Annotated in this window: 19 protein-coding genes; 8 read left to right on the forward strand and 11 right to left on the reverse strand. The window is 71.5% G+C overall.

All coding sequences use genetic code 11. The annotated features are described in order from the left end of the window. Positions 1-8 precede the first annotated feature (8 nt). Genes ACOKM3_RS29090 through ACOKM3_RS29100 form a run of 3 tightly spaced genes read left to right on the forward strand, consistent with a single transcriptional unit; the run spans position 9 to position 3497 of the window. Positions 9-1880, forward strand: coding sequence for a CheR family methyltransferase (locus ACOKM3_RS29090; protein WP_426903980.1), 1872 nt, complete (start codon positions 9-11; stop codon positions 1878-1880). Between the two features lie 27 nt (positions 1881-1907). Then, the gene (locus ACOKM3_RS29095; protein WP_426903981.1) at positions 1908-2756 is read left to right on the forward strand and encodes a GAF and ANTAR domain-containing protein; all 849 of its coding nucleotides are present in this window, start codon (positions 1908-1910) and stop codon (positions 2754-2756) included. 12 nt (positions 2757-2768) lie between these two features. Next, a complete protein-coding gene (locus ACOKM3_RS29100; RefSeq protein WP_426903982.1) occupies positions 2769-3497 on the forward strand; it encodes an ANTAR domain-containing response regulator in 729 nt (242 codons plus the stop codon). A gap of 7 nt (positions 3498-3504) precedes the next feature. Here ACOKM3_RS29100 and ACOKM3_RS29105 read toward each other — a convergent pair whose 3' ends face one another. Both ACOKM3_RS29105 and glnA read right to left on the reverse strand, forming a co-directional pair. After that, positions 3505-4017, reverse strand: coding sequence for a DUF1269 domain-containing protein (locus ACOKM3_RS29105; RefSeq protein ID WP_426903983.1), 513 nt, complete (start codon positions 4015-4017; stop codon positions 3505-3507). A 191-nt stretch (positions 4018-4208) separates the two neighbouring features. Next, a complete protein-coding gene (glnA, locus tag ACOKM3_RS29110) occupies positions 4209-5618 on the reverse strand; it encodes a type I glutamate--ammonia ligase (RefSeq protein ID WP_426903984.1) in 1410 nt (469 codons plus the stop codon). A gap of 199 nt (positions 5619-5817) precedes the next feature. Between glnA and ACOKM3_RS29115 the strand changes: the two genes are divergently transcribed. Beyond that, positions 5818-6285, forward strand: coding sequence for an RDD family protein (locus tag ACOKM3_RS29115; protein ID WP_426903985.1), 468 nt, complete (start codon positions 5818-5820; stop codon positions 6283-6285). A 171-nt stretch (positions 6286-6456) separates the two neighbouring features. On the opposite strand, the gene ACOKM3_RS29120 is transcribed toward ACOKM3_RS29115, so the two are convergent. The 4 genes from ACOKM3_RS29120 to lipB all read right to left on the reverse strand — a co-directional run bounded on the left by ACOKM3_RS29120 (position 6457) and on the right by lipB (position 9608). Continuing rightward, positions 6457-7170: a DUF4191 domain-containing protein gene (locus ACOKM3_RS29120; RefSeq protein ID WP_426903986.1), complete on the reverse strand. Its 714-nt coding sequence runs from the start codon at positions 7168-7170 to the stop codon at positions 6457-6459. 58 nt (positions 7171-7228) lie between these two features. Next, on the reverse strand, positions 7229-7426 hold the full coding sequence (locus ACOKM3_RS29125; RefSeq protein WP_426903987.1) for an SCO2195 family GlnR-regulated protein: 198 nt from the start codon (positions 7424-7426) through the stop codon (positions 7229-7231). 234 nt (positions 7427-7660) lie between these two features. Further along, positions 7661-8626 carry a lipoyl synthase gene (lipA, locus tag ACOKM3_RS29130; protein ID WP_426903988.1) on the reverse strand — a complete coding sequence of 322 codons (966 nt, stop codon included), beginning with the start codon at positions 8624-8626 and terminating at the stop codon, positions 7661-7663. A gap of 178 nt (positions 8627-8804) precedes the next feature. Next, entirely contained in the window at positions 8805-9608 is an 804-nt protein-coding gene (gene lipB / locus ACOKM3_RS29135; RefSeq protein ID WP_426903989.1) for a lipoyl(octanoyl) transferase LipB, read from the reverse strand. 298 nt (positions 9609-9906) lie between these two features. Here lipB and ACOKM3_RS29140 point away from each other — a divergent pair, with 298 nt between their 5' ends. Beyond that, positions 9907-11370, forward strand: a complete 1464-nt coding sequence (locus ACOKM3_RS29140) for a regulator (protein ID WP_426903990.1) — start codon at positions 9907-9909, stop codon at positions 11368-11370. A gap of 1257 nt (positions 11371-12627) precedes the next feature. On the opposite strand, the gene ACOKM3_RS29145 is transcribed toward ACOKM3_RS29140, so the two are convergent. Together ACOKM3_RS29145 and ACOKM3_RS29150 are read right to left on the reverse strand one after the other, a co-directional pair. Further along, on the reverse strand, positions 12628-13956 hold the full coding sequence (locus ACOKM3_RS29145) for an FAD-dependent oxidoreductase (protein ID WP_426903991.1): 1329 nt from the start codon (positions 13954-13956) through the stop codon (positions 12628-12630). 267 nt (positions 13957-14223) lie between these two features. Next, on the reverse strand, positions 14224-14877 hold the full coding sequence (locus tag ACOKM3_RS29150; protein WP_426903992.1) for a TetR/AcrR family transcriptional regulator: 654 nt from the start codon (positions 14875-14877) through the stop codon (positions 14224-14226). Positions 14878-14997: 120 nt separating this feature from the next. Here ACOKM3_RS29150 and ACOKM3_RS29155 point away from each other — a divergent pair, with 120 nt between their 5' ends. Then, complete coding sequence (locus ACOKM3_RS29155) at positions 14998-15801, forward strand: SDR family NAD(P)-dependent oxidoreductase (protein ID WP_426903993.1); 804 nt, start codon at positions 14998-15000, stop codon at positions 15799-15801. On the opposite strand, the gene ACOKM3_RS29160 is transcribed toward ACOKM3_RS29155, so the two are convergent. Beyond that, the gene (locus ACOKM3_RS29160) at positions 15795-16793 is read right to left on the reverse strand and encodes a GlxA family transcriptional regulator (protein WP_426903994.1); all 999 of its coding nucleotides are present in this window, start codon (positions 16791-16793) and stop codon (positions 15795-15797) included. The genes ACOKM3_RS29155 and ACOKM3_RS29160 overlap by 7 nt on opposite strands. Before the next feature lie 97 nt (positions 16794-16890). Here ACOKM3_RS29160 and ACOKM3_RS29165 point away from each other — a divergent pair, with 97 nt between their 5' ends. Further along, the gene (locus tag ACOKM3_RS29165) at positions 16891-17484 is read left to right on the forward strand and encodes a cysteine hydrolase family protein (RefSeq protein WP_426903995.1); all 594 of its coding nucleotides are present in this window, start codon (positions 16891-16893) and stop codon (positions 17482-17484) included. A gap of 25 nt (positions 17485-17509) precedes the next feature. Here the strand turns inward: ACOKM3_RS29165 and ACOKM3_RS29170 are convergent, their stop codons facing one another. Beyond that, entirely contained in the window at positions 17510-18706 is a 1197-nt protein-coding gene (locus ACOKM3_RS29170; RefSeq protein ID WP_426903996.1) for a MarP family serine protease, read from the reverse strand. Positions 18707-18799: 93 nt separating this feature from the next. On the opposite strand from ACOKM3_RS29170, the gene ACOKM3_RS29175 reads away from it, so the two are divergent. Next, on the forward strand, positions 18800-19633 hold the full coding sequence (locus ACOKM3_RS29175; RefSeq protein WP_426903997.1) for a peptidoglycan recognition protein family protein: 834 nt from the start codon (positions 18800-18802) through the stop codon (positions 19631-19633). Between the two features lie 7 nt (positions 19634-19640). Here ACOKM3_RS29175 and ACOKM3_RS29180 read toward each other — a convergent pair whose 3' ends face one another. Further along, positions 19641-20987, reverse strand: a complete 1347-nt coding sequence (locus ACOKM3_RS29180) for a hypothetical protein (protein WP_426903998.1) — start codon at positions 20985-20987, stop codon at positions 19641-19643. Positions 20988-20995: the final 8 nt, after the last annotated feature.

Raw genomic sequence — 20995 nt, forward strand, 5'->3', positions numbered from 1 at the left:
GACAGACGATGAGCGAGGCGCCGCGCGACGCGGAGACCGACGAGGAACTGGAGGAACTGCTCCGGTTCCTGCGGGACGCCCGCGGCTTCGACTTCACCGGATACAAGCGCACCTCCCTGGGGCGCCGCATCCGCAAACGCATGAGCGACGTGGGCATCGACTCGTACGCCGACTACCGCGACCAGTTGGAGACGAACGCCGACGAATTCAGCGCCCTCTTCAACACCATCCTGATCAACGTCACCTCCATCTTCCGGGACGCGGACGCCTGGACGTATCTCCAGCACGAGGTGGTCCCCGAGCTCCTGGCCCAGCTCGGCCCGGAGGAGGAGGTCCGGGTGTGGAGCGCGGGCTGCTCCAGCGGCGAGGAGGCGTACTCCCTCGCGATCATGTTCGCGGAGGCGCTCGGCCTCGAGGAGGCCCTCAACCGCGTCAAGATCTACGGCACCGACGTCGACGACGAGGCGCTGCGCGACGCCCGCTCCGGCCTCTACCCGGCCAAGACCTTGGAGCCGCTCAGCGCCGAACTGCGCGAGAAGTACTTCGAGCAGAACGGCTCGCAGTTCAGCTTCCGCTCCGACCTGCGCCGCCGCGTCATCTTCGGCCGCCACGACATCACCCGCGACGCCCCCATCTCCCGCCTCGACCTGCTGGTCTGCCGCAACGCCCTGATGTACTTCAACGTCGAGGCGCAGACCCAGATCGTCGACCGGTTCCACTTCGCGCTGCGCGAGGGCGGCTTTCTCTTCCTCGGCAAGGCCGAGATGCTGCTCAACGACGCGGACCGGTTCGACGTCATCAGCATGCGCCAGCGCATCTTCCGCCGCCGCCCGGGCGGCGCGACGACGACCTACCAGCCGGCCCCGGTGAAGCTGCGCGGCGGCCAGAGCGGGGAGTCGCAGAGCCTGGCCCGCAACCGCCAGCTGCGCGACCTGGTCCTCGACGCCTCGCCCGGCGCCGCTCTCGCCGTGGACCCCGAGGGCATCGTCGTCCTCATCAACAACCAGGCACGCCTGCAGTTCTCCCTCACCACGAACGACATCGGCCGCCCCTTCAGGGACCTCGAGATCTCCTACCGGCCCGTCGAGCTGCGCTCACTGATCGACCAGGCCACGCACGAGCGCCGCACGCTGCGGGTCAACGGGGCGCAGCGCCGGGTCGGCGAGGACATCCAGTACTTCGACATCGTCGTCCAGCCGCTGATCGGCGTCGGGGGAGCGCCTGCGGCCACCCACATCTCGTTCACCGACGTGACCGTGGCCACCCAGCTCAAGGCGGAGGTCAAGCGCGTTCGTGAGGACCTGGAGACGGCCTACGAGGAACTCCAGTCCACGAACGAGGAGTTGGAGACGACCAACGAAGAACTGCAGTCGTCCATCGAGGAGTTGGAGACGACGAACGAGGAACTCCAGTCCACGAACGAGGAGTTGGAGACCACGAACGAGGAACTCCAGTCCGGCAACGAGGAACTGGAGACGATGAACGAGGAAATGCGGATCCGCAGCGACGAGCTCGACGAGACCCGCGCCTTCCTGGAGGGCGTCCTCACCTCCATCGCGGCCGCCGTCGTCGTCCTCGACAAGAGCCTCAGGGTCAAGAGCTGGAACCGGGGCGCGAGCGACCTGTGGGGGCTGCGCCAGGACGAGGCGGTCGACGAGGCCTTCTTCGACCTCGACTTCGGGCTGCCCACCCGGCCGCTGCGGGAGGCCGTGGAGGAGTGCCTCAGGACCCGCAGCCGCAGCGAGCCGGTGATGATCGCCGCCGTCAACCGCCTCGGCCGCAGCATCAACTGCACCATCAACTGCAGCCCGTTCGGCGGGCACCACGGCGGCGTCGTGCTGCTGATGGAAGAGGGCGGCCGGAGCAACGGAGCCTCGTGATCCGCTCTCCGGGCGTACGCTGAGGGCATGACCCTCGGGGGGAGTTCGGCGGAACAGGCGGCGGCCGTCTGGCAGCGGGCGGCCCGCGCTCGCGAACGCGCGGACCGCGAGCTGGGCCTTGTCCGCAAGTACGAGAACTTGACCCGGGAGAGCGGCGGCGACCTGCACGACCGTCTGGCGCAGATCCACCGGACGAGCGCGAAGCGGCACGAGGTGACCGCGGAGCTCCTCGAATCCCATGCCCGGCGCGCCGCCAGCTGGGCGGCCACCGGAGGGCGGCCCCCGCTGTTCATGACGGGGGTCGCGGAGGCCTGCGGGACCGCCAGCGCCGCCGTCACCCTCGTCGACCTCGACCGGAACCAGATCGCGACCGCCTCGTCGGACGAGCCCTCGCGCGGCGCGCAGGACCTGGAGTACATCCTCGGGGAGGGGCCGGCGCGGGACGCGGTGCGGGACCGCTGTCCGATCGCCGCCTCGGGGACCGGGCTGACGGACCGCTGGCCGGGCTACGGTCCCGCGGCGGAGGGGCTCGGAATCGGCCATGTCCTCGCGGTTCCCCTGCGGTCCGCCGACAGCTGCATCGGAGCTCTGGCCGCCTTCGGCGTGCGCGCGGACGCCACGTCCACGGAGACCGTCACCCAGGTCGCCGATTCCCTGACCCGTAACGTTTTCCTGGGCGCGGACGCGGTACCCGGCCTGTTCGGAGGAATCGACTACCGCGCCGAGGTCCACCAGGCCGCGGGCATGGTGGCCGTCCAGCTCGGCTGTCGTATACCGGACGCGCTGGAACTGGTCAAAGCACGCGCCTTCGTGGACAGCCGTCCCATCGGCGACGTCGCTCAGGATATCGTTCAGGGACGACTCCAACTCGGCTGAGAGGTCTCCACCGTGACACTGCGAGAGCAGGAAGTCGCCGCGGTATTCGCCGAGTTGACGGGCGGAGCCGCTCGCGATCCCTTGGACACGCAGACCCTGCTGGCCACCCTCGCCGAAGGGGGCAGGCGGCTGTTCCACGCGCGCGGGGCGAAGGTGGCGTATGTGCCCGGCGGCCGCGCGCCCCTCCTCACCGACGGCACGGATCCCTCGCTCGGCGCCCTCGCGGCCGATGCCGCCCGCTGGGAGGAGGGGGCGGGCTACGACGCCCGTACGACGGGCTGTGCCCTCGTGGACGTCGATGTGACCACGCGCTCCGCCCAGCTGCGCTGGCCGCGCTGGTCCGCCCGGGCCCAGGCGCTCGGCTTCGGCCGGGCCACCGCGCTTCCGCTGCACGGCAGGGAAGCGGAGATCGGCGCGCTGGTGCTGTTCACCGCGCCGGACAAGCCGCTGGACGAGGAGGACCTCGCTCTGGTGCGGCGCTTCGCCGAGGTCGCGGGGCACACGCTCACGCTGCAGCGTGAACTGAGCGAGACGCAGCTCCTCGCGGGCCAGTTGGAGCACGCGCTGTCCAGCCGGGTCGTCGTGGAGCAGGCCAAGGGCATCCTCGCCGCCCGGCACGGACTGTCACTGGACGAGGCGTTCGCCGGCCTGCGCGGCTACGCGCGTTCCCACCGGCGCAAGCTGGCCGAGGTGGCCCGCGAGGTCACCGAGGGCCGGCTGCCCGAACTCCTCGCCCAGTGACCGACGCCTACGCCGGCGCCTCGGTCTTGGGCCGGCCCTGCTGCAGCATCTCGCGCAGCGCCTCCTCGTCGTCGTTGCTCAGCGAGGTCTGCACCAGCTGACCGCCGTACGTGGCGATCTCGGGCACGACCTTGTCCTTGGCGGCCTGCTTGACGAGGACGAACAGCGCGGCGGCGCCGGGCCGCAGGTTCTGGCTGAGTTCCTTCATGAAGTTGTCGTTGATCCCGGTGTCCGTGACGGCCCCGCCGGCGGCTCCCGCCGCGGCGCCCACGGCGGCCCCGAGGAACGGCACGAGGAACAGCATGCCGATGACGCCACCCCACAGCGCGCCGCCCGTGGCGCCCATCGTGGTGTGGTTCACGGCCTGGTGCAGCTTGATCTTCCCGTCGGACTCCCGACGCTCGACGACGACGATGTCCTCGAGCTCGACGAGGTGCTCCTTGGACATCTCCAGAAGCCGGTTGCGGACCTGGTCGGCGGTGGCGAGGTCGTTATAGGCGACGACGAACAGATTGCTCATGACGGCACTCCTCCGAGGCTTGTCAGCGTGTGCGACTTGCCCGAGTTTAAGGCGTTTCGCCGCTTCCCGCCCGGTGGGCTCCATCCACCCCCGACACATCCCGAGGCCTCACGGAAACGCCCGAGGGCCCGGCCTCCCTGACGGGGAGACCGGGCCCTCGGCGACGAGCGTGTCCGGGGATGCGGGACGGCTTAGATGTCGAAGTACAGCTCGAACTCGTGCGGGTGCGGGCGCAGCTGGATCGGGGCGATCTCGTTCGTGCGCTTGTAGTCGATCCACGTCTCGATCAGGTCGGACGTGAAGACGCCGCCGGCCTGCAGGTACTCGTTGTCCGCCTCCAGGGCGTCGAGGACCGCGGGGAGCGAGGTCGGGACCTGCTGGACGTTGGCGTGCTCCTCGGGAGCCAGCTCGTACAGGTCCTTGTCGATCGGCTCGGCCGGCTCGATCTTGTTCTTGACGCCGTCGAGGCCGGCCATCAGGAGCGCCGAGAAGGCGAGGTACGGGTTCGAGGACGGGTCCGGCGCGCGGAACTCGACGCGCTTGGCCTTCGGGTTCGAGCCCGTGATCGGGATACGCATGGCCGCGGAGCGGTTGCGCTGCGAGTAGACCATGTTGACCGGGGCCTCGAAGCCGGGCACCAGGCGGTGGTACGAGTTCACCGTCGGGTTGGTGAAGGCGAGCAGCGACGGGGCGTGCTTGAGGATGCCGCCGATGTAGTAGCGGGCGATGTCCGAGAGGCCCGCGTAGCCCTGCTCGTCGTAGAAGAGGGGCTCGCCACCGTTCCACAGCGACTGGTGGACGTGCATGCCCGAGCCGTTGTCACCGAAGATCGGCTTCGGCATGAAGGTCGCGGTCTTGCCGTTGCGCCAGGCGACGTTCTTCACGATGTACTTGAAGAGCATCAGGTCGTCGGCCGCGGCGAGCAGCGTGTTGAACTTGTAGTTGATCTCCGCCTGGCCGGCCGTGCCGACCTCGTGGTGCTGGCGCTCGACCTTGAGGCCCTGCTTGTCCAGCTCGAGGGAGATCTCGGCGCGCAGGTCGGCGAAGTGGTCGACCGGCGGGGCCGGGAAGTAACCGCCCTTGTAGCGGACCTTGTAACCGCGGTTGTTCTCGACGGCGCCGGTGTTCCAGGCGCCCGCCTCGGAGTCGATCTCGTACAGCGAGCGGTTCGCGGAGGTCTCGAAGCGCACCGAGTCGAAGACGTAGAACTCGGCCTCGGGGCCGAAGAACGCGGTGTCGGCGATGCCGGTGGAGGCCAGGTACGCCTCGGCCTTCTTCGCCACGTTGCGCGGGTCACGGGAGTACTGCTCGCCCGTGATCGGGTCGTGGATGAAGAAGTTGACGTTCAGCGTCTTGTCACGGCGGAAGGGGTCCACGCGGGCGGTGGAGAGGTCCGCGCGCAGCGCCATGTCGGACTCGTGGATGGCCTGGAAGCCACGGATCGACGAGCCGTCGAAGGCCAGCTCCTCGGTCGGGTCGAACGCCTCGGCCGGCACCGTGAAGTGCTGCATCACACCCGGCAGGTCGCAGAAGCGAACGTCGACGAACTTGACGTCCTCGTCCGCGAGGAATTTCTTGGCGTCATCGGCGTTCTGGAACATCCAACTCCTCCTACTCCCACCCGGGGAGGGGCGGGGTTGCAGCTCTTGGCAGCTCGATCGCGCGACCAGTGCGGTGGCACACGCTGGGACCCGACGATATGCAGGCGTGATTTCTCAAGCATGACCCATTTGTTTCGCCCAAGTTAACCGGAGCGGGGGCCGGGACCGCATCAGGAGCGAGGCGCAGTACCGTTGACGCGTGGACAACAGGGAAGCAATGGGATCGTGGCTGTCCGGGCCTCGTGAGGCCATGGAACAGGCGGGCGCCGACTTCGGTTACCGCGGTGAACAGCTCGGTCTGCCCGAGCACGGACCCGGCTCCATCGCGCGCCCCGGCCGCCGCATCGGAGCCCTCGTCGTCGACTGGGCGCTGTGCATGCTGATCGCATACGGCCTGGTCACACACGGCTACAACCAGGCGACGGGGAACTGGGCGCTGCTCATCTTCTTCGCCATGAGCGTGCTCACGGTCGGCACCATCGGGTGCACGCCCGGGAAGCGCCTCTTCCGCCTGCGGGTCGTCTCGGAGGCCGGCGGGCGCGTCGGAATCGGCCGGGTGCTGGCCCGCTCGGTGCTGCTGTGCGTCGCCATCCCGGCGCTGATCTGGGACCGCGACGGCCGCGGCCTGCACGACCGGGTGGCGAAGTCGGTCGAGGTCCGCATCTAGGGGCGCGGGGAACTGCGCGAACGGCACCACAGCGACACGCGAGCCGCACCGCGAGCAGCACGGGCACCAGCCCACGCGGGAACGCAGAACGCAGAACGCAGAACGTAGGAGAGGCGGGCCGGAACCATCAGGTTCCGGCCCGCCTCGTTCACGTAGAAGCAGCGGAGCGTGTCAGCGGGCCCGGCCGCCGCCGCCCTTGGGCATCTTCATCCCCTTGGGCATCGGACCCTTCGGCAGCGGCATGTTCGACATGAGATCGCCCATGGCCTTCAGCCGGTCGTTGGTCGCGGTCACCTGGGGGCCGGTCAGCACGCGCGGCAGCTTGAGCATCGTCGTACGGAGCTTCTTCAGCGGAACCGTTCCCTCGGGGCCCTGGCTCGTGCCCACCACGAAGTCGTGGACCGGGACGTCGGAGACGATGCGGGCCATCTTCTTCTTCTCGGCCGCGAGGAGCGACTTCACCCGGTTCGGGTTGCCCTCCGCGACGAGCACGATGCCGGCCTTGCCGACCGCGCGGTGCACCACGTCCTGGCTGCGGTTCATGGCGACCGCGGGGGTCGTCGTCCAGCCGCGGCCGATGTTGTCGAGCACGGCCGCGGCCGCGCCGGGCTGTCCCTCCATCTGCCCGAAGGCGGCCTTCTCGGCCCGGCGCCCGAAGATGATCGCCATCGCGAGGAAAGCGAGCAGGAGGCCGAGAATTCCGAGGTAGATGGGGTGACCGATCAAGAAGCCGATCGCGAGGAGGACACCGAAGGTGACGATTCCCACAGCCGCGAGAACGAGACCGATCTTGGTGTCGACCCTGCGGGTCATCTTGTAGGTCTGGGCGATCTGCTTGAGCCGCCCGGTGTTAGCAGCGTCCGCTGCAGTTTCCTTCCTCGCCATGTCTTGAAGTCTACGTGGCCGGTGAAGCGGGTAGAACCCGCGTCGGCCCCGAGATCTCTCAGCCGCGGGCCGCGGCGGCCTCCAGGACGCGCTGCGCCTCGACACGGTCCTTGGCGCGGCGGCGGTCCTCCAGGACCGAGGTCCAGGCATTGCGGCGGGCGGTGCGCTGGCCGCTGCTCATGAGCAGCGACTCGACGGCGCGCAGTGCGTCGGTGACGGTCGGGATGGCGGTGGCGCGGACGGGCGCGGCCTGCATGGTTGAGGTCCCCCCTCGAAGGGTGATCACGGCTGTGGCACGGGGTGTACGGGGCGTGATTCCAGAGTCACTGATTGGTGTTACCAGGGCGTGACCGGACGGTCAAACACCAATGAAGCCTTGACGCTCGCGCCGCAAACACAGACGCGGCCCTGACGGTGCCCCCTAGCTGCGGGGATCGTCAGGACCGCGTCATACCGGCCACTACCGATCAGTAGCCTCTTGTGCGTGAATTCACACGGCTTGCGAGGCGGTGAAGGATCCCCGCTTCTCCTTGGCCATCTGGAAGAGGCGGCCCGCGCGGTACGAGGAACGGACCAGCGGGCCCGACATGACGCCGGAGAAGCCGATCTGCTCGGCCTCGTCCTTCAGCTCCACGAACTCCTGCGGCTTGACCCAGCGCTCCACGGGGTGGTGCCGCACGGAGGGGCGCAGGTACTGCGTGATGGTGACCAGCTCGCAGCCCGCGTCGTGCAGCTGGCGCAGCGCCTCGCTGATCTCCTCGCGGGTCTCGCCCATGCCGAGGATCAGGTTCGACTTGGTGACCAGGCCGAAGTCGCGGGCCTCGGTGATGACCTTCAGCGAGCGCTCGTAGCGGAAGCCCGGTCGGATCCGCTTGAAGATCCGCGGGACCGTCTCGACGTTGTGCGCGAAGACCTCGGGGCGGGAGGAGAAGACCTCGGCCAGCTGATCCGGGTTCGCGTTGAAGTCGGGGGCGAGGAGCTCGACCTTGGTGCGGCCGTCGGCGCGGTTGGTGGTCTGGCGGTGGATCTGCCGGACCGTTTCCGCGTACAGCCAGGCGCCGCCGTCCTCCAGGTCGTCGCGGGCGACGCCGGTGATCGTGGCGTAGTTCAGGTCCATCGTGACGACGGACTCGCCGACGCGGCGCGGCTCGTCACGGTCGAGCGGCTCGGGCTTGCCGGTGTCGATCTGACAGAAGTCGCAACGCCGGGTGCACTGGTCACCGCCGATGAGGAAGGTGGCCTCGCGGTCCTCCCAGCACTCGTAGATGTTGGGGCAGCCCGCCTCCTGGCAGACCGTGTGCAGGCCCTCGGACTTCACGAGGTTCTGCATCTTCGTGTATTCGGGACCCATTTTCGCCCGGGTCTTGATCCACTCGGGCTTGCGCTCGATGGGGGTCTGAGCGTTACGGACCTCCAGGCGCAGCATCTTGCGTCCGTCGGGTGCGACTGCGGACACGACCGGCTCCCTAAAGCTTTGATTCCTCGGCGTACATCAGGGTACGCCCGTGATGTTCATGGCCCTCACGGGTGGCCAACCGGCGGCCTGCGGGGTGCATTCCCCATATGGACCAGACCGAGGCCTTGTGCGGGCCGGGCCGGGGCCTTGTATGGACTGGACCGAGGCCTTGTGCGGACTAGACCGAGGCCTTCTCGATGGCGCGCGGCTTGAGGCCCGCGTTCCCGAGGACGGCCTGCAGATGCCTCTCGGCGGTCGGCAGCACCTCTTCCATCGTGACCTCGCGCCCGAGCTCGTACGAGAGGGAGGTGACGCCCGCGTCGCGGATACCGCAGGGGATGATCTTGTCGAAGTTCGACGTGTCCGGATTCACGTTCAGCGCGAAGCCGTGCATCGTGACGCCCTTGGCGACGCGGATGCCCATGGCGCAGATCTTGCGGTCCTCGTGCCGCTGGCCCGCGTTCGACGGCGCGTACTCGGGGCCGACGAGGCGGTGGTCGAACTCCTCGTCCTCGCTGCTGAGGCGGGGGTTGAAGTCCAGGGACAGCCCGCCGAGCTGCGTGCGCTCCTCGATCGGGTCGCCCAGCACCCAGACGCCCGCACGGCCCTCCACGCGCGCGGCCTCGATGCCGAACTCGGCGCAGACCGCGATCATCGCGTCCTCCAGGCGGCGCAGGTGCGCGACCACGTCCACGGGGCGCGGGAGCTTCTGGATCGGGTAGCCGACGAGCTGGCCCGGGCCGTGCCAGGTGATCTTGCCGCCGCGGTCCACGTCGATGACCGGGGTGCCGTCGAGCGGGCGCTCCTCCGGGGCGGTGCGCCGACCGGCCGTGTAGACGGGCGGATGCTCGAGCATCAGACAGGTGTCGGGCACCTCGTCGGCGAAGCGAGCGGCGTGCACACGGCGCTGCTCGTCCCAGGCGACCTGGTAATCGACCATGTCCGCACCGAATCCCATGCGGACGAACCGGAACTCACTCACGGCAAGTGCCTCCCTAAGAACCTTCACCGTGCATATAACGCGCCCGGAGCAACTGTACGGCTCCCGGATTACGGCCCAGCCGTCCACCCCTCGCGCGGTTTGTCACACGATCGGATGAAGGAGGGGTTCGGCTGGGCTGATTGGGGGACGCCGTGTGCGCTCCGTGATAATTTCAGCGCCGTCCGTGAGCGGGAGCCGGTCACGGCGCACGCCGTTCCATGAGGGAGCAGCGACTAAAGGGGGGCACTCATTGGCCCCCCTTTACCGCTTCCAAGGGCCCGGAAGGCAAACGCACAGCATGACGGAACGACCTCCGCAGCGCACCCCGAACCGCCAGCTCGCCGCGCTCATCGCGGAGGCAGGTTTCTCCAACGCGGGCCTCGCGCGCCGCGTGGACCAGCTGGGGCTCGAACACGGGCTCGACCTGCGCTACGACAAGACATCCGTGACCCGGTGGCTGCGCGGGCAGCAGCCCAGAGGGACGACGCCGGCGCTCATCGCCGAGGTGTTCACACGCCGCCTCGGCCGCCGCCTCTCCGCGCAGGACCTCGGGCTCGACGCGTGTGCGCCCGTGTACGCGGGTCTGGAGTTCGCGGCATCGCCGGAGGAGGCCGTCGACATCGTCAGCGGGCTGTGGCGCAAGGACTCCGGCAGCCATGCCGAACTCCGCAAGATCGCGTTCACCCCGGCCGGGCTCGTCGTGCCCAGCCGCGACTGGCTGATCGGGCGGGCCGACGACCGGGTGGCCCACGGCGAGCAGTTGCAGCGGGTGCCGGTGCAGGGGCGGCCCGGTGTGGCGCTGGAGGCGGTGGGCGCCGCGGTGCCGCGGCAGCGGGGGCAGACGGATCGCGGGCCCGGGCACCGGGTGACCACCGGGGACATCGCGGCGCTGCGCTCCGTGGGCGAGCTGTTCCGCGCGCTCGACCACGCGTACGGGGGCGGGCACGCGCGGCAGGCCCTCGTGCGGTACCTGGAGCACGAGGCGGAGCCGATGCTGCGCGGGGCGTACGGGGAGCAGCACGGGAGGCGGCTGTTCAGCGCCGTCGCCGATCTGACCCGGCTCGCGGGCTGGACCTCGTACGACATCGCGGCGCACGGGCTCGCCCAGCGGTACTTCGTGCAGGCGCTGCGGCTGTCGCAGGCGGCGGGGGACCGGATGTACGGGTCGTACGTGCTGGTCACCATGAGCCGGCAGGCCGTCTATCTCGGGCACGGGCGGGAGGCGGTGCAGCTCGCGCGGGTCGCGCAGCAGGGCGTGGGGGCTTCGGCGCCGCCCGCGGTGCAGGCGCTGCTGCACGCCGTGGAGGCGCGTGGGCACGGGGTGCTCGGTGAGGTGCGGGCGTGCACGGCGTCGCTGGTGCGGGCCGAGCGGGCGCTCGGGGCGGTGCGGCCGGGGGACGAGGTGCCGCCGTGGGCGCGGTTCTTCGACGAGGCGCAGTTGGCGGACGAGTTCGGGCACTGTCACCGGGACCTGCAGCAGTACCGGGCGGCGGCGCAGCATGCGGAGCGGTCGTTGCAGTTGCGGGCGCCGGGGTTCGCGCGCAGTCGGCTGTTCTGCCGGGTCGTGCTGGCGTCGGCGCGGCTGGGTCTGGGTGAGCTGGACTCGGCGTGCGCGCTCGGGGCGGAGGCGGCGTCGGCCGCGGCGGAGATGCGGTCGGTGCGGGCGCATGAGTATGTGCGGGAGTTTGAGCGGCGGTTGGAGCCGTACCGCGATGCGGGGCCCGTCCGGGGGTATCGGGAGAGGGTTGCGGCGTTGGGGTGAGGTTGGCGGGGCGCCGTCTGGTGGGGGTGGTCCGGGGACCGGGGTCTGGGTCTGGGCGGGGTGGCGCCTGCCCGGGGTGTTGCGGGGGCCGGGGTTTGGGTGGGGTGGCGCCTGCCCGGGTGTTGCGGGGGGCCGGGCGCTGGGAGCCAGGGGCTAGGTGGGTTCGGGGTTCGTTGCGCGGCGCCGTGCCTTGTCGGCTGTGCCGGTGCCCGGTCATCTCCCACCGCTAGCCCCGCCGGGGCGGGGTGGTGTCTGTTGCCCGGCGGCGGAGTCCGGGTCGTGCCGGGGCCGGCGCCCGTGGTGAGGGGTGCGCGGCACCGGGCCCCCGCCACGCCGTGGCCGACGCCGTCCCCGCCATTACGCGGCACCGGGTGCCGTGGTCGGCGCCTCCCGTCCTGGTTGCGCTGCACCGGGGTGCCGCCTTGCCCACCCTGCCGCCCCAGGCGGCAGATTGCCCAAGGCGGGGTGGCGTCGACCGTCATGGGTGGGGAGCCGTGCTTGTGGCGGGTTGCCCACTGCGGTGGCGGCCCTTGCCGTCTTGGGTGGGGAGCTGTGGCTGGGGGCGGGTTGCCCAAGGTGGTGGCGGTCGACCGTCACGGGTGGGGAGTCGGGCCGGGGCGCGGAGCGCCCAAGGTGGGGCGGGCTCGGCCGCAATGGGCGGGGAGTCCGGTGGGTGTCGGCGGAGCCCCAGGTGGGGGTGGGGGCCGGTCACGCACGGGGGCGGGGTGGACGCCGGTCAGGAACGGGTGGGGCCGGGGTGGCGTGGCAGAGATGGAGGTGGGGTCGGCGTTGTTGTCTTGGGTGGGGAGCGGTGCTTGGTGGCGAGGCGTGGCTCATGGTGAGGGGCGGTCGACCGGCAGGGGCGGTAGCGGTTTGGTCGATGGGGTGGGGCGGGTCACGACGGGCGGCAATCGGGCTTGGTGGTGGATCACCTGGAGCGGGGTCTCGGGGTAGTTGTCCTGGGTGGGGTGGGGTGTAATCAAGCTCGTTCGTGGGCGAGAGGCATGGGCCCGGAGGGTGATCGCGGGCCCGGGCGCAGCTCCGGGGGTCGATCCCGGTGCGGGGTATGGGGGGGGCGGGCCCGGGGGCTCTCGACCGGGAGCCCCCGGAGGGGGGCGGGTGGGTGGGAGATGAGGCGGGAAACCGTCGTGGGCCCGGGAGTCCGTTTTGGGCGGAGGGCGTGGCCCGGGTGTGCCCGGAGGGTGGGGCGCCCGCCCCCGGAGTTGGGCCACGGAGGCGGGCGCGGTCGGAGGGGCCCTACGCGGCGTTGGTGATCGGGGGTGCCGCAGGCGTGGGGATGCCGAGGTCCGTCAGGAGCGCGTGGGTCGCCCGACGGGCCGAGCGGAGGGCGCCCTGCACCGTGCCGGCGTCCCGGTGGTCCCCGCACACGTACAGGCCGTCGAGGAGGCGGACCGGGCGGCGCGGGTCGTGCGGGGGCGGCATCGCCGGTACGGCGTGGCGGTCGTGGTGCACGGCCAGGGTTTCCCAGTCGGCGGTCGACGTGCCGTAGATGGCGCCGAGTTGCCTGCGGAGTTCGCGGTCCGTGGGGGGTGGGCCGAGGACCGTCGAGGAGACGAGGGCGCGGCCCGCCGGGGCTCTCGTGGGGTCCACCTGGCTGATCACCGACGTGTGTGCGACCGGGCCGAGCCGGTCCGCGTCGAGCAGCAGCGCGGGTTCGGCGAGTGGTGGCTCGGGCATGGCGTGGTGCACGACCGTGACCTCGTGGAAGGCGGGGACGCGCAGGCCGGGGAGGAGTTCGGCGGCGTCGTGCGCGCCGGTTGCCAACACCACGGCGCGGCACGGGAGTTGGCCGAGTTCGGCCGTCGTGACCGAGGTCGTGGCGACCGCCGTGGCCCGTACGCCGGTGTGCACCGTGCCGGGCGGCAGCCCCGCCGCGAGCAGCTCCGGCAGCGCGTCCGCGCCGCCCTCCGGCACGGCGAGCCGGCCCGCCGCGTACGCGCGCAGGGCGAGATCGGCGCACCGGCTTGAGGTGCCGAGGTCCGGGTCGCAGAGCAGGGCCGAGAGCAGGGGGCGTACGAAGCCGTGGAGGGTCGAGGGTGGCAGGCCTCGGGTCAAGAGGGCCTGGGCGACGGGGAGTTCGGGGCGGGTGAGGAGGCGGGACGGCTCCGTCGACGCGAGCCGGGACAGGGATGCGCCCAGGCGTGCGTGGTCGAGCGGGCTGCCGAGGGTGGGGCGTGTGCCGCGCGGACTTCTGGGGGCGCTCGCCAAGGCGCGTGCCGCGCTGAGTGCGCCCCTTGTGCGCCGGGGGTCCGTGGGTTCGCCCGCCCGGTGGCGCAGCCCGCCGCTGTGCACGAGCGTGCCGGGGGAGAAGCGGCGCAGGGCGAGGGGAGCGAGGGCGGGGTTGCGGCGCAGTTCGGGGTACGAGGTGCACAGCGGCCGGCCGGTCCGGTCGAGGCGGAACCCGTCGACCTTCTCGGTGGACATGCGGCCGCCGATGCCCGTGGCGGCCTCCAGGACCAGGGGGCGCAGGCCCGCCCTGGCCAGGTGCCGGGCCGCCGCGAGTCCCGCGACCCCGGCGCCCACGACGACGATGGCTCCCGAGCTTTCGTCTGCGGGATCGAGCACGGCGTGCCTCCGGCGGGTCGGGTGGCTGGCGTCCGGGGGCTCATGCCCTCAACGCGCCCTCGGGATACCTGAGTTCGGGAGCGGGGAACTCGAGAGTAGGCGCGGCGCGCACACCGGGCAGTCGCGCGTGGGGGCGGCACGGGGGCACGACGGTCGCACGACCACGCACTTCCGTGCGGACCGCGTCGCGCGGTCGTACGACACGGCTCCCGCGAGCCGGTTGACGGGCGGTCTCCGCCGTAGGTCACCGGGCGCCCCCGCCACCACCTACCCGCCGGTCCCCGCCACCCCCGCCGCCAACCGACGCAACCCGCGGATCGCCAAAGATGCCGGGGAGTCGGGGCCCGAGGTGGGGGCGTTCGTCGTGGACCAGAGTTCCAGGGCCACCCGGATCGCGTCGGTCGCCGCGGCCGCGGTCAGGCGGGTTTCCAGGGGGTCCGAATCGGGGCCCGCGAGGTGGGTCACCACCGTGAGGAGCTTCTCCTCCGACTCCTGGTTGACCCGGTACCAGACGGCGCGCAGCGCCGGGTCGTCCTGGGCCGCGCGCAGCAGCGTCCGGGTGCCCTGCAACGCCTCCTCCGCCGCCGCGTCCGGAGGCGAGAGCGTCGCCGCCGCGGCCGATTCGAGGGCCTGCGGCAGCGGCGTGCCCGGCTCCGTCGCGGCCAGCAGCTCGCGCCAGCGGTCGCCGCCGGACGCGAGCAGCGGGCCCACCGCGTCCTGCTTGTTGCGGAAGTAGCGGTAGAAGGTGCGCAGCGCGACCCCGGCGCCGCGCGCGATCTCCTCGGCCGTGGTGGCGTCGGGGCCCTTCTCGGTGAACAGCTCCATCGCCGCGCGGGCGATGTCGAGCTGCGTCGCCGCCTTGCGGCGTTCGGTCAGTGAGGGCTGTGCAGGCGACGAAGAGGGCGTTCTGGGCTCGTTCACCCGACGAAGCGTAGTCGCACCGGGAATGAAGTGGCATGAGATGTCGTTGTGGCAAAACGTGCCACCGAAGCGTACGGTGCACAGCGTGCGAGGACGCACACGGGAACGTAAGGAGACGTCATGAACCGCCTGAGCAGCCTGAACCGCTACGAAGGACGCCGCGCACTGGTCACCGGTGCCGGATCCGGCATCGGCCAGGCCACCGCGCTGCGGATGCTGGCGGAGGGTGGCCGGGTCGTCGCGGCCGATGTCAGTGAGGCCGGACTCCGGGACACCGTCACCAAGGCCGGCGCCGACGCCGAGCGCCTCACCACCGTCGTCGTGAACATCGCCGACGAGGCGTCCGTGCGCGACGCCGTCGCCGGGGCCGTGCAGGCGCTGGGCGGCCTCGACGTACTCGTCAACGCCGCAGGCATCCTGCGCTCCTCGCACACCGAGAAGACGACGCTCGCCGAGTTCAACCAGGTGCTCGCGGTCAACCTCACCGGCACCTTCCTGATGATCCGCGAGGCGATACCGGCGCTGCTGGCGGGCGAGGGCCCCGCCGTCGTCAACTTCAGCTCCACGTCCGCGATGTTCGCCCACCCGTACATGGCGGCGTACGCGGCGAGCAAGGGCGGCATCCAGTCCATGACGCACGCGCTGGCCGCCGAGTACAGCAAGCAGGGCATCCGGTTCACCGCCGTGCAGCCCGGCTCCATCGCGTCCGGCATGACCGACGGCTCCGGTGAGAGCAAGCAGAGCCAGGGCCCCGGCCTGCCCGAGGACACCGACTGGAGCCTGTTCGCGAAGCTGTCGCCGTCACTGGGTGCGGGCTTCGCCGGGCCCGAGTCCGTGGCAGGCGTCGTCGCGATGCTCGCCTCCGAGGACGGGAAGTTCATCACCGGCACGGAGATCCGTATCGACGGCGGCACCCACTACTGAGGCACGACGACCCGGAAGCGGTGCCGGTACGCCGTCGGTGTCGTGTCGAGTTGTCGGCGGAACGCCCGCACCAGCGTGTCCGTCGTGCCGAAACCGCAGGTCGAGGCGATGCGGTCGAGCGTGTCGTCGGACGATTCGAGCCGCTGGCGGGCCCGTTCGACGCGCGCCGACTCGACGTACGCGCTCGGTGTCGTGCCCAGTTCGGACTTGAAGATCCGGGTGAGCTGGCGCTCGCTGACGTGGGCGTGCTCAGCCAGGTCCGCGACGGTGAGCGGCTCGCCGAGGTGCCGGGTGATGTGCTGGCGCAGGTCCTCCACGCGCCGCGTCGTGGAGGCCTGCGCCAGCGGCACGCTGAACTGGCTCTGGCCGCTCGGCCGCTTCAGGTACATCACCAGCTGCCGCGCCACCCGCAGCGCCGTCGGCTCGCCGAGGTCGTCGGCGACCAGGGCGAGGGACAGGTCGAGGCAGGAGCTGATGCCGGCCCCGGTCCAGATGTCTCCCTCGCGGATGAAGATCGGGTCGGGGTCGACGTCGATCTCCGGGTGCTCATCGGCGAGTTGGCGCGCGGTCGACCAGTGGGTGGTGGCGCGCCTGCCGTCGAGCAGCCCGGCCGCCGCGAGCAGATGCGCCCCGACGCAGACGGACGCGACGCGGCGGGCCCGCGCCGCCAACATCCTGACCCGGTCGACCACTTGAGGTTCGGCCAGGGCGCGCACCCCGCGCTCCGGGTCGGCCTCGACCGAGCCGGGCACCAGGAGCGTGTCGATGCTCCGGCCGGCGACGTCGTCGAAGGTGACATCGGGCAGGACGCGTACGCCCGCGGACGTGGTGACCGGGTCCAGGGTCTCGGCGGCGAGAAGCACTTGGTAGGAGGCGTCACCCTCGCGCCTGACCAGCGCGAACACCTCGGGCGGGCCCGTGACGTCGAGCGTGTCGACGCCCTCGAAGAGCACGATGACGACGAGTCGTTCGGTGGTGCTCCCGCTGCTCACGATGGCTCCGCTCCTTGCGATGTCCCCCGGTCGATGTCCGAATCTGCATGTTAGCCGTCATTGCCGACACGGCAGCGCCGCTCGTAGCGTTTCAGGCATGCCTACAACGACTCTGCGCACCCTCAACGGCCTCGACGAGACGCCCGCCTCGCTCGCCGACGCGACGCTGATCCTGGTCGACTACCAGAACACCTACACCCGCGGCGTGATGGAGCTGGAGGGCTGGCGGACCGCCCTCGACAACGCCGCCGAGCTCCTCGCCCGGGCCCGCGCGGCCGGCTCGACGATCGTCCACGTCCAGCACGACGGCGGCGAGGGCTCCGCGTACGACGTCCGCGCCGAGATCGGGGAGATCCACCCGGACGTCGCGCCCGTCGAGGGCGAGGCCGTCGTGGTCAAGCCGGCCCCGGACTCCTTCGTCGGCACCGACCTGGGCGGGATCGTCGACGCCGCGGGTCACAAGGACGTCATCGTGATCGGGTTCATGTCGCACATGTGCGTGCAGTTCACCGCGCAGGGCGCGTTCCTGCGCGGCAACCGGCCCACCGTCGTCGCCGACGCCTGCGCGACGCGGCCCCTGACCTCGGTCGGCGGCGTCGAGCTGCCCGCCGAGCAGCTGCACCTCGGGGCGATGGCGACGATCACCGACCTGTACGGAGTCGTCGTCCCGACCGGGAAGTCCCTGAGCTGACCTCCGGACGACCAGGGGGCAGGCCCTAGGAGGAGACGAGCGCCCCCGTGTCCACCGCCGTCGTCGCCGACGCAGCCCGCTGGGCGTCCGGCGCCACCTCGTCCGCCGTCAGCACGTAACCCGTCCCGTCGTCCGTCGTGGACCGGGCGAACACCACTCCGTACACCTCGCCGTCCGTGTCGAGGAGCGGGCCGCCGGAGTTGCCGGGCAGGACCGTGGAGCGGATCGAGTAGATGTCGCGCGTGACGTTGCCCGAGCCGTAGATGTCCTGGCCCGCCGCCTTGATCGTGTCGTCGACGGTGGCGGCCTGGAGGTCGAGGCCGCCGTCCTGCGGATAGCCCGCGACCACGGCGGCGTCGCCGCGCCCGGCCGAGTCGTCGAAGCGCAGGGACGGGGCGTCGAGCCCGGGGACGTAGAGGACCGCCACGTCCTTGTCCGGGTCGAAGAGGACGACCTTCGCCTCGTACGCGCGGCCCGTGCCGCCCACTCGCACCGTCGGGTCGTCGATGCCCGCGACCACGTGCGCGTTCGTCATGACGTGCTCGGAGCTGTACACGAAACCGCTGCCCTCGCGGCCCTGGGTGCCGGACGCGCCCTGCACCTTGACGCTGCTGCGCTGGGCCGCGCTCGTCGCCTTCGCCGTCACGTTGTCCCCGGACGGCTTGGCCACCTTGGCGGGCGGCTCGCTCGCGAACGGGTCGAAGACCTGCGGGAAGCCCGCCGAGGTGAGCGCCCCCGTGGCCTGCGAGAACCAGGAAGGCGTCGTCGACGGCATGGCGTGCTGCACCGCGCCGAGCACCGAGGAGTTCCGGATCGCCTGGTTGAGGACCGTGGAGGAGGAGGCGACGAGGACGCTGCCCGCCACCCACGCCACCACCAGGGCGGCCACCGCGGTCGCCGCGCCTCCGCCCACCCCGTCGGCCACGCGCAGCGGGCCCGGCGCGTGCGACATGCCGCCGCGCACCCGCGCCGCGAGCAGTCCGGCGAGCCCGTGCCCGGCGACGGCCGGCACGAGCACCGTGAGGACGGCGACGACCGTGGCCGACGTGGTACCCGGCGTGACCGTCTCCATCAGGAACGGCAGCAGCCAGACGCCGATGGCCGCACCGCCCACGAACCCGGCCAGTGAGACGCAGCCCGCGAGCAGTCCGCGCCGGTAGCCGGACACGGCGTAGGCGAGGGCCACCACGAGCAGCAGCACGTCGAGTATGTGGAGGTCCATACCGGTAAGAAACGCCCAGGTGCCCCCGATGGTTCCACCACCTGGCCCACTGTGGCTGACCGCACAGGCCCGGCCGGGCCCAGGGTGGGAGGCGTGCACGTCGTACGGAGAAGGTTGCGTTGGCTGCCCGGGGCCCTGGCCATCGGGCTCCTTGTGCTGTGTGCCGCGGCGGTCGACCGGCCCGGGCCCGAGCGCTTCGCGGCCACGGCCCGCGGGGAGCTGCCGGCCTCCGCGGTGCCGGCGGAGCGGGCCGAGGCCGTGGGCGGCCGGGTGGGCAGCCGCATGGGCGGCCGCGTACGGGCGGAGCGGCCCCGGATCGTGCCGCGCTCGCGCTGGCTCGCGGGAGCCGAGACGTACCACCGCGACCCGGTCCGCTACGGCGACCGCGTCAAGGCCGTCTTCCTGCACCACACCGACTCGCCGAACGACTACGACTGCGCGGACTCGCCGCGCATCGTCCGCTACCTGTACGCGGGGCAGGCGGGCAACGGCGCCTCGGGCGGCAAGGAGTGGGACGACATCGGCTACAACTTCCTCGTCGACCGCTGCGGGACCGTCTTCGAGGGGCGTGCGGGCGGCACCGACCGTCCTGTCGTCGGCGCCCATACGCAGGGCTTCAACCGGGACACGGCGGGGATCGCCGCGATCGGCACGTTCACCGAGGGCACCCCGGTGCCGAAGGCGATGACCGACGCGATCGCCGCCGTCTCCGCCTGGAAGCTCGGCCTCTCCGGGATCGACCCGCGCTCGCACGTGCGCCTGGTGTCCAGCAACGACCTGGCCCGCTTCAGGACGGGCACGGCCCACAACTTCTTCGCGGTCTCAGGGCACCGCGACGGCTACGAGACGTTCTGCCCCGGCCTCGCGCTGATGGGGAAGCTGCCCGAGATCAGGGAGCGGGCCGCGGCGCTGCAAAAACGGCGCTAGGGCGGCCCTACGCGGGCTTGAGCGTGCCGCCGCCCTCCAGCTGGAACTTCTTCCCGTGCAGGTCCGGGCTCGACGCCTTGTCGTACGTCACCGTGTGACCGTTGCCCACGATCACGTCGGAGACCTTCGCCCCGTCCGCCAGCTTCAGGCCCTTCAGCGCCGAGTCCCCGGACACGGACCACTGCGTCCTGGGGCCGAGCGTCAGCGACGCCGCCCCGACGATCTTTCCGTCCAGGTCGGTGGAGCCGGTCAGGTCGAGGGTGGCGGAGGAGCCCTTCGTCACGGCCACGCTGCCCTTCAGCTTCTCGCCGTTCGCGCGGAACGTCGCCGTGCCCTTGTCCGTGACCCGCAGCAGCTTGCCGTCCTTCGTCTTCACATCGGCTCCGCCACTCAACTCGATGTCGGCGTCGGCCTGTTGGACCGCGAAGATGTCACCGTCGGAGGCCTGGACCGCCCCGCCCGTCATCCGGTACGAGGTCGCACCGTCGCCGCGCAGCACCACACCGCCCGCCGCCGCGGACGCCCGGACGTCCTTCAGGGACAGCGCACCCCCGGCCTCCACCGTGAACGCCTCCGAGTTGGCCAGGTCGAACAGCGTCTGCGACAAGGAGACGTCGCCCGCCGTCTGCACGCCCGGCGACCCGCAGCCCGCCGAGGTCATCGTGCCGCCGGACACCGTGACCTTCCCGCCGCCGGGCCCCACGGCCACCGGCGCCGCCTGCGCGGCCGCCGTGTCGATCTCCACGTACGTCAGGTCGAGCGTGCCGCCGTGCGCGGCCGCCACGCCGTGCGCGGAGGCGCCGTGCGTCCTGATGCCGCCCGAGCTGAGCGTGGCCTTCGTGTCCTTGCCCGCGGCGAACACGCCGATCGAGCCCTTGTCCTGGGTGGACATCCGGCCGCCGGACAACGTGAGCGTGCCCCCGTCGCGGGCGAGCGCCGCCGCGTTGAGGCCGTGCCCGTCGGACGCGGTGAGGGACGAGGTGCCGCCATGCTTGATGATCTTCGCGTCGCGCGTCGTCAGCTTCCCGGAACCGGACACGAGCAGCGCGGACTCGTCGCGCTTCGTCGTCTTGAACTCCTTGTGCGCCTTCGCCTTCACGGTCTTGTCGTCGACCGTGTACGCGGCCTTCGCGCGCGGCTTCGCGTCCGGGCCCTTGTCGTCGGCCGGCCGGTCCGTCACACAGCGGGCGCCGCTCGCCGTCGCGGCAGGTGAGGCCGTGGGCGGCGGATTGGTCGCCCCGTCGTCGTCGGAGCAGGCGGACAAGGTGGAGACGGCGAGCGGCAGCAGCAGTACGGAGGCGGTGACCGCGGTTCGGCGGTGTCCCTGGCGGCGCGGGAGTCCCGGGTTCTTCATGCGCCTAC

Source organism: Streptomyces nidicola (assembly GCF_050106155.1).
GTDB lineage: Bacteria > Actinomycetota > Actinomycetes > Streptomycetales > Streptomycetaceae > Streptomyces.

Excerpts from the sequence above, each read along its gene's own strand:
- ACOKM3_RS29090 (WP_426903980.1), top strand. The coding sequence starts at position 9 with ATGAGCGAGGCGCCGCGCGACGCGGAGACCGACGAGGAACTGGAGGAA.
- ACOKM3_RS29095 (WP_426903981.1), top strand. The coding sequence starts at position 1,908 with ATGACCCTCGGGGGGAGTTCGGCGGAACAGGCGGCGGCCGTCTGGCAG.
- ACOKM3_RS29105 (WP_426903983.1), bottom strand. The coding sequence starts at position 4,017 with ATGAGCAATCTGTTCGTCGTCGCCTATAACGACCTCGCCACCGCCGAC.
- glnA (WP_426903984.1), bottom strand. The coding sequence starts at position 5,618 with ATGTTCCAGAACGCCGATGACGCCAAGAAATTCCTCGCGGACGAGGAC.
- ACOKM3_RS29120 (WP_426903986.1), bottom strand. The coding sequence starts at position 7,170 with ATGGCGAGGAAGGAAACTGCAGCGGACGCTGCTAACACCGGGCGGCTC.
- ACOKM3_RS29125 (WP_426903987.1), bottom strand. The coding sequence starts at position 7,426 with ATGCAGGCCGCGCCCGTCCGCGCCACCGCCATCCCGACCGTCACCGAC.
- ACOKM3_RS29140 (WP_426903990.1), top strand. The coding sequence starts at position 9,907 with ATGACGGAACGACCTCCGCAGCGCACCCCGAACCGCCAGCTCGCCGCG.
- ACOKM3_RS29155 (WP_426903993.1), top strand. The coding sequence starts at position 14,998 with ATGAACCGCCTGAGCAGCCTGAACCGCTACGAAGGACGCCGCGCACTG.
- ACOKM3_RS29165 (WP_426903995.1), top strand. The coding sequence starts at position 16,891 with ATGCCTACAACGACTCTGCGCACCCTCAACGGCCTCGACGAGACGCCC.
- ACOKM3_RS29170 (WP_426903996.1), bottom strand. The coding sequence starts at position 18,706 with ATGGACCTCCACATACTCGACGTGCTGCTGCTCGTGGTGGCCCTCGCC.
- ACOKM3_RS29180 (WP_426903998.1), bottom strand. The coding sequence starts at position 20,987 with ATGAAGAACCCGGGACTCCCGCGCCGCCAGGGACACCGCCGAACCGCG.